Genomic DNA, 7,727 nt, shown 5'->3' on the forward strand with positions numbered 1-7,727 from the left:
ATATTGGGGAGGGCCTCCTGCAGGAGGCTTCTTCCTATTTCTTGAAACATAATATAAGCACGAAATCACCTTTAATGATAATTACAGACAGTCAAGTGGCTAAGCATCATCTGGCAGCATTAGAATCGGAGCTGAAAAACGGCGGGTTTAAAACGGTTAGCGCAGTGGTGCCTTCAGGCGAGAGTTCGAAATCGCTTTCTATGCTTGAGGAACTTATCGCTAAGGCGCTGGAAGCAGGCCTAGACCGTAAATCTACGATTGTAGCACTCGGCGGCGGGGTTGTAGGCGATCTGGCTGGATATGTGGCTGCTTCCTATATGCGAGGTATAAAATTCATTCAAGTTCCTACTACGATCTTGGCGCATGACAGCAGTGTGGGCGRCAAAGTAGCTGTTAATCATCCGTTAGCCAAAAATATTATTGGTGCTTTCCATCAGCCGGAATTAGTTTTATTTGATCTACATACGCTGCAAACACTACCTCCAAGAGAAGTGAAAGCTGGCTTGTCAGAGGTCGTTAAGCATGGATTAATATGGGATGAGTCATTCGCGGTATGGTGTGAAGTGAATGCGGATAAGCTGCTTGCTCTAGATCCAGAAGCACTTGGTTACGCGTTATATAAGGGATGCAGCGTGAAGGCGGAAGTAGTGTCACGTGATGAGCGGGAAAATGATTTACGTGCGATCCTGAACCTTGGACATACAATTGGACACGCGCTTGAAGCAGTTGCAGGCTATGGTGTGCTGCTGCACGGTGAAGCGATTTCAATCGGGATGATTGGATCTGCGAAGCTCGGTATGCGATATGGCGCACCTGAAGAGGTATATACGGTTACGAAGCGTGTACTTGCGAAGTGCGGACTGCCGGTCAGCTTGCCAGAGTCTTTTGACGTGGAAGCCATTATGAATGCGATGATGCATGATAAGAAATTTACAGAAGGCACGATGGTGTTTGTGGTGCCGACAGCTATTGGTAAAGTTGAAATCAAACCAGATGTTCCCGTGGAATGGATCCGGGAAATTGTAGAGCAATTAAAGCAGGAGGAGGCGTAAACATGAGTGTTAGAGGAGTTCGCGGCGCGATTACCGTTGAAGTAAATAAGGAAGCAGAAATCATGAAGGCTACAATCGAAATGCTGAATGATATAGTAGCTGACAATCAAATTGTGCCTGACGACATTTGTAGTGTATTTATTACGGTTACAAATGATTTGGATGAGGCTTTTCCAGCTCGGGCTATTAGAGAAATGAAAGGCTGGGAGCTTGTCCCGCTAATGTGTTCACTAGAGGTGCCAGTAAAAGGAAGTCTAGAGCGCTGCATCCGTCTGATGGTTCTTATAAATACAGATAAGAGTCAAGCAGAGATTCGTCATGTGTATCTGAATGGTGCCCAGGCACTTCGTCCTGATCTTTCTAAAGCATAAGCACACATATTGACGCGCAGTTATAAGGTGTTGTATATTGAATTACGTAAGTGAGAAGAGTAGAGCAGGTTTTTAGTTGAGTCTAGATGAGCTGAGATTAGTTGAGAGAAGCAGAGTGAAGGTAATTACGATTACGGGTCTAGGAAAGAGCTGAACCAGTCCTCATGTACATACATGTGGATAGGTAAAAGTGCTGTTTCACCGTTGCGTAAGCTATCTTATTTCCGCTTACACACTTCCGTCATCATCTAAACCAACGCTCCTGCCATGGCAGGAGCTTTTTTTTGTTTCAATATAGGATGCACATACCATAAAACAAGGAGGTTGTTCAGGATGTCTAGTGAACTGCAGCAGGTTATACGTTTAGCTGGCCAATACAACTTAATACCAATCGTTCGTTACATGATGGCTGATACCGAGACGCCAATTCGACTGTTTCAGCATTTCGCGAAGGAAGACCATGCATTTTTGCTGGAGAGCGTTGAGGGTGGAGTCAAATGGGCGAGATATTCCTTCATTGGGACTGATCCATTTATGATGCTTTATGGTAAAAACGGCGAAATGGTGCTGGAACGTAATGGCGAGAAGCATAAGCTGCATGATAAGCCGATTGAGCTATTGAAGGCTCATTTAAGATCATATCGCAGTCCCGCGATGCCAGAGCTTCCACCGTTTACTGGTGGGGCTATCGGATTTTTTGGATATGATTTGCTGCAGTATTACGAGAAACTTCCAGCTCACCGAATTGATGATTTAAATATGAATGATATGCAGTTTATGTTTTGCGATCAGGTTATCGTTTTTGATCATTTTAAGCAGCAGCTCCAGATCATAGGAAATGTGCATATAGCTGACGGTGCAACTGATCTGGATATTGCTGCAGCATACGAGACGGCTGTTGCTAAGATAGACGCGACAATCGAACGTTTGAAGCAGCCTGTGACTATTCCGGTAACGGGTGGGTCTTCTAATCAAGATGATTATGAGCTAGGCGATATTCAATCGAATGTAACGAAAGAGCAATTTATTTCTAATATTGAGCAAGCAAAGGATTATATTCGCGCAGGAGATATTTTTCAAGTGGTTCTATCACAGCGATTCAGCATCGAGACGGATATCGATCCGCTGCATGTCTACCGTGTACTTCGAACAATGAATCCTTCCCCTTACATGTATTATTTGAAAATGGGCGAAGAGGTTATCGTTGGAACGTCACCTGAGGCACTTGTCAAAGTAAATGGAGATCGTGTAGAAACGAGACCGATTGCTGGAACCAGGCCGCGAGGCAAAACAGTCGAAGAAGACAAAGTGTTGGAGCGCGAGCTGCTTGCAGATGAGAAAGAACGAGCGGAGCATTTGATGCTGGTCGATTTGGGCCGCAACGATATCGGACGCGTTTCAGAGTTTGGTTCCGTTACTTGTGATTCATTTATGGAAATTGAACGTTACTCGCACGTCATGCACATTGTCTCCAACGTTTCTGGTAAACTGCACAAGGATAAAGACTTCTTCGATGCTTTTATTTCATGCCTGCCAGCGGGAACAGTATCAGGTGCGCCAAAGCTAAGAGCGATGGGCATTATTGCGGAGCTGGAAAATGAAGCGCGTGGTGCATATGCAGGCGCAATTGGATATCTTGGCTTCGGCGGGTCCATGGACACTTGTATTACGATTCGGACGATTATTTTCAAGCATGGCAAAGCGTATGTTCAAGCAGGAGCGGRAATCGTGTGGGATTCAGTGCCAGAGAGCGAATATATGGAGACGGTAAACAAGGCTAAAGGGATGCTGAAGGCGATTCGGGCTGCAGAAGCTATTTTCGCACAACCAAAAAGTCTAGCAGTCGCATATAGCGCCATTAATAGTGATTATTAAGTCAAAGCTGGGAAGGGGCTCGTTCAGTTATGCCGCAAAGTGATGCAATAACGATTCAGCAAGCGCTAAGCAAGCTTATTGGTGGTTCGGATTTAACGAGAGAGCAAGCGAAGACAATCATGACTATTATTATGAGCGGAGATGCGACGCCTGCTCAAATTGCCGGGGTCGTTACCGCTATGCGGATGAAGGGTGAAACAAAGGATGAAATAACGGGTTTTGCCGAGGTTATGCGCATGCAATCCAGTCATGTTCATACGGAGCAGGAGGGGCTGCTGGACACTTGCGGTACTGGCGGATCGGGCATTCATAAATTCAATATTTCAACTGCATCATCTATTATTGCTTCAGCTGCGGGTATTAGAGTGGCAAAGCACGGGAACCGAGCAATGTCTGGTAAGGCTGGGAGCGCAGACGTTCTTGAAGCACTAGGCGTTCAAATTAATATTTCTCCGGAGCAAGCGGCGGAATGCTTAAAGGATATTGGCATTTGCTTTATGTTCGCGCAGCTCTATCATCCATCGCTGCGTCATGCTGCAGTGCCGCGGCGTGAGCTTGGAATTCGAACTATTTTCAATATGCTGGGCCCATTAACGAACCCTGCTGGAGCTGACAGACAGCTGCTAGGCTTGTACGACCGATCTCATACATCTACTATTGCAGAGGTACTTGGCGAGCTTGGACTGAAGCGTGCGCTTGTTGTCAGCAGTCACGACGGACTTGACGAAATCAGTATTTCTGCTTCCACGCAAATTTCCGAGCTGCAAGGCGGCGAGGTTCATACTTACGATGTAACACCAGAAGAGCTAGGTCTTAGACGCTGGCCAATCGAGGATGTCATGGGCGGTGAGCCTGCGGTCAATGCAGCACTTATCCGTGATATATTCTCAGGTAAACAGCTCGGTGCTTACCGTGATATCGTGCTTGCGAATGCAGGGGCTTGTATCTATGTTGGAGGAGCTGCTGCTTCAATTAGAGAAGGTGTGGCTGTTGCTGCGGAAGTTATTGATTCTCGCAAGGCACAGCATAAGCTAGTTAATCTTATTCAAACGACAGGAGAGTTGGCGCATGTTTCTGGATAAAATTGTAGCAACGAAACGGGCTGAGGTCGAAGCGCTCGCTGCCCATTTTAAAATCGAGGACGCTGAGAAAGAAATCGCTAAGCTGGGCGAATGCCGAGGGTTTGAGCGTGCACTTTCCCTACAGGGACGGAATCGGAGTGTTGGGCTCATTGCTGAAGTGAAGAAGGCTTCTCCGTCTAAAGGGCTTATACGGCCTGATTTTAATCCGACTACGCTTGCCGCAGCTTATGAAGCTGCTGGAGCCGACTGCATCTCTGTACTTACGGATCGTGATTATTTTCAAGGCTCTAACGATTACTTAAGCGCGGTAAGGGAAACGGTGAAGCTGCCTTTGCTGCGGAAGGATTTCACAACTGATTATCGTCAAATCTATGAAGCACGTTTAATTGGAGCTGACGCTATCCTGCTTATTGCAGCTATTTTAACACAAGCACAGCTTGCAGAATTCCATGATCTTGCTAAGTCGATTGGCATGGATGTTCTGGTAGAAGTGCATAACAAGGAAGAGCTGGAGCAAGTATTGGAGCTTGATAAAGCAACTTTGATTGGCATTAATAATCGTGATTTGAAATCATTTGTTACTGATCTTAAGACGACTGAAGCTCTAATTGGCATGATGCCGAAGGATGTTACGGTTTTAAGTGAAAGTGGTATCGCAGGCAAAAGTGATATGGATTATTTGCAATCGATTGGTGCACATGGTGTGCTGATTGGCGAGTACTTCATGCGACATGCAGATGTAAGCCAAGCCGTTAATGATTTGATGGGCGCAGTGACTGTACGATGAGACAGAAACCGCGTATCAAAATATGCGGGCTAAGGGATGTCCAAACGATTGAAGAAATGGACGGTCTGCCGATTCATGAAATCGGCTTCGTGTTCGCACCTAGCAAAAGACAGGTTGACGCTGCAACAGCTGCACCATTGATCAAAGCGGCTCAACGTTTGAAAGTGTTCAATGGCAAGCGACCACAAACGGTAGGCGTATTCGTTAATGCATCGTTTGAGGATATAAATACAATTTTAACAGAAGCTCCTTTGGATATCATCCAAATGCATGGTAATGAATCGCCTGAGCTATGCCATTCGGTCAGGTCGAAGCTGGGAGTTCAAGTATGGAGAGTATTCTCGATCAAAGGGAACTCAGACTCTATCAACCCAGCTACAGCGCTGGAAAGATTGTCTCCTTATAAGGAGGCAGTGGATGCTGTACTGATTGACGCCCCTGGCGGCGGGACGGGTCATACTTTTGATTGGAAAGCGATAGAGGATTACAATAAGGCTTCGGAAGTGCTCGGAATACCGCTTTATGTTGCAGGCGGTTTACATGAAGGCAACGTACAAGAGCTTCTACAGACTTATTCTCCCAGCGGAATTGATGTATCAAGTGGTGTAGAAACGGATGGACGGAAGGATATAGACAAAATTCGATTATTTGTTAGAAGGGTGATGGAAGCATGACACAAGTACCAGATGAAAATGGACGTTTTGGCAAGTTTGGCGGACGTTATGTACCAGAAACATTGATGAACGCTTTACTTGAACTGGAGGAAGCGTATAAGCATTATTCGAAGGACGCGGCATTTCAAGATGAAGTACGTTATTTGCTCAACAAATATTCGGGAAGACCGACCTCGCTATATTATGCTGAGCGTCTGACCGAGCATCTTGGCGGTGCTAAAATATATCTAAAACGTGAAGACCTCAACCATACGGGTGCTCACAAAATTAACAATACGATTGGTCAGGGTGTTCTCGCGAAGCGAATGGGCAAATCGAAGATTATTGCTGAAACAGGAGCAGGACAGCATGGTGTGGCTTCCGCTACGATAGCTGCTTTGCTCGGCCTAGAGTGCAAGGTGTTTATGGGTGAAGAGGATATGAAGCGTCAACAGCTTAACGTGTTCCGTATGCAGCTGCTTGGCTCCGAGGTAGTTCCGGTTCTATCAGGTACGCGTACGTTGAAGGATGCTTGCAATGAAACACTTCGCTACTGGGTTAGTCATGTAGAGGACACGTATTATATTTTGGGATCTGTAACAGGTCCGCATCCTTATCCGATGATCGTTCGTGATTTCCAGCGAATTATCGGTGACGAAGCGCGTCAACAAATATTAAAAGATGAAGGCAGATTGCCGGATTATATTGTTGCAGCAGTTGGTGGCGGCAGTAATGCGATGGGTATTTTTTACCCGTTCATTAATGATGATTCTGTCCGCATGATAGGCGTGGAAGCGGCTGGCCTAGGTGTAGATACAATTGAGCATGCGGCTACTATGACCAAAGGACGTCATGGTATTTTCCAAGGCTCACTAAGCTATGTGCTACAGGACGAGCACGGACAAGTACAGCCTGCACATTCGATTTCTGCGGGTCTCGACTATCCGGGAATAGGTCCTGAGCATGCTTACTTGAAGGATTCGGGCAGAGCTGATTACGTGCCTGCAACAGATGCTGAGGCGTTAGAGGCTCTGCAGCTGCTTAGTCGGACCGAAGGAATCATTCCTGCACTAGAATCAGCACATGCTATTGCGCATACGATGAAGCTTGCACCAACGCTTGGCAAGGACAAGGTTATTGTTGTTAGCTTGTCTGGACGCGGCGATAAAGATGTTGAAGCCATTATGGGATATTTGGGGGTAGAAAAGCATGAATCTCATTGATACAGCATTTGCGAGTATTAGAGCAGAAGGACGTACCGCGCTTATGCCATTTATAACGATGGGTGACCCTGATCTGGAAACAACCGTTGACATTATCAAAACATTGGAGCAAGCTGGAGCGGATATGATTGAGCTTGGCGTCCCTTATTCCGACCCGCTTGCGGACGGACCGGTCATTCAGCGGGCATCAGAGCGTGCATTGCTTAATCACATTACTTTAAGGAATTGTATCGATGTTGCAGAGCAAGCACGCCAGGTTGGTGTTAAGCTTCCATTCATCTTGTTTACTTATTTTAATCCTGTGTTCCAGTTTGGATTGGAAGCTTTCTTCGATCTTGTCCAGAGCAAAGGGGTTAGCGGACTTATTATTCCAGATTTGCCGATTGAAGAAGATTCGGAGGTTAGACAAATGGCTGAAGCGGCTAATGTACATCTCATTCCGCTTGTCGCTCCAACCTCCAAAGATAGAGTTATTCGTATTGCACAAAGTGCGAAAGGCTTCGTTTATTGCGTGTCTTCACTAGGTGTAACAGGTGTAAGAGCCGACTTCCATACTGGTATTGATGATTTTCTGGCAACTGTTYGTGAAGCGACGGATCTGCCGATTGCGGTTGGGTTCGGTATCTCGACTCGGGCACAAGTAGAGCGGTTTGAAAAGCAGTGTGACGGAGTCATAGTCGGCAG

Annotated in this window: 8 protein-coding genes; all 8 read left to right on the forward strand. The window is 46.2% G+C overall.

Annotated features, from left to right (window positions below; translation table 11 throughout):
- The first annotated feature begins 2 nt into the window (after nucleotides 1-2).
- Complete coding sequence (gene aroB, locus AC1DWN_RS22635) at nucleotides 3-1,052, forward strand: 3-dehydroquinate synthase (protein WP_477561161.1); 1,050 nt, start codon at nucleotides 3-5, stop codon at nucleotides 1,050-1,052.
- Nucleotides 1,053-1,054: 2 nt separating this feature from the next.
- On the forward strand, nucleotides 1,055-1,423 hold the full coding sequence (gene aroH / locus AC1DWN_RS22640; protein WP_477561162.1) for a chorismate mutase: 369 nt from the start codon (nucleotides 1,055-1,057) through the stop codon (nucleotides 1,421-1,423).
- A 333-nt stretch (nucleotides 1,424-1,756) separates the two neighbouring features.
- Nucleotides 1,757-3,298, forward strand: coding sequence for an anthranilate synthase component I (trpE, locus tag AC1DWN_RS22645; protein ID WP_477561163.1), 1,542 nt, complete (start codon nucleotides 1,757-1,759; stop codon nucleotides 3,296-3,298).
- A gap of 29 nt (nucleotides 3,299-3,327) precedes the next feature.
- Entirely contained in the window at nucleotides 3,328-4,380 is a 1,053-nt protein-coding gene (trpD, locus tag AC1DWN_RS22650) for an anthranilate phosphoribosyltransferase (protein WP_477561164.1), read from the forward strand.
- Nucleotides 4,367-5,167, forward strand: a complete 801-nt coding sequence (gene trpC / locus AC1DWN_RS22655) for an indole-3-glycerol phosphate synthase TrpC (protein WP_477561165.1) — start codon at nucleotides 4,367-4,369, stop codon at nucleotides 5,165-5,167. The genes trpD and trpC overlap by 14 nt, the downstream gene beginning before the upstream one ends.
- A complete protein-coding gene (locus AC1DWN_RS22660) occupies nucleotides 5,164-5,841 on the forward strand; it encodes a phosphoribosylanthranilate isomerase (protein ID WP_477561166.1) in 678 nt (225 codons plus the stop codon). Before trpC ends, AC1DWN_RS22660 begins: the two co-directional genes overlap by 4 nt.
- On the forward strand, nucleotides 5,838-7,043 hold the full coding sequence (trpB, locus tag AC1DWN_RS22665) for a tryptophan synthase subunit beta (protein WP_477561167.1): 1,206 nt from the start codon (nucleotides 5,838-5,840) through the stop codon (nucleotides 7,041-7,043). Before AC1DWN_RS22660 ends, trpB begins: the two co-directional genes overlap by 4 nt.
- On the forward strand, nucleotides 7,030-7,727 hold a 698-nt coding region (trpA, locus tag AC1DWN_RS22670), incomplete at its 3' end, for a tryptophan synthase subunit alpha (RefSeq protein WP_477561168.1). The genes trpB and trpA, both read left to right, overlap by 14 nt.

Source organism: Paenibacillus sp. P4_A7 (assembly GCF_056402455.1).

Excerpts from the sequence above, each read along its gene's own strand:
- trpB (WP_477561167.1), top strand. The coding sequence starts at position 5,838 with ATGACACAAGTACCAGATGAAAATGGACGTTTTGGCAAGTTTGGCGGA.
- aroH (WP_477561162.1), top strand. The coding sequence starts at position 1,055 with ATGAGTGTTAGAGGAGTTCGCGGCGCGATTACCGTTGAAGTAAATAAG.
- trpD (WP_477561164.1), top strand. The coding sequence starts at position 3,328 with ATGCCGCAAAGTGATGCAATAACGATTCAGCAAGCGCTAAGCAAGCTT.
- trpC (WP_477561165.1), top strand. The coding sequence starts at position 4,367 with ATGTTTCTGGATAAAATTGTAGCAACGAAACGGGCTGAGGTCGAAGCG.
- AC1DWN_RS22660 (WP_477561166.1), top strand. The coding sequence starts at position 5,164 with ATGAGACAGAAACCGCGTATCAAAATATGCGGGCTAAGGGATGTCCAA.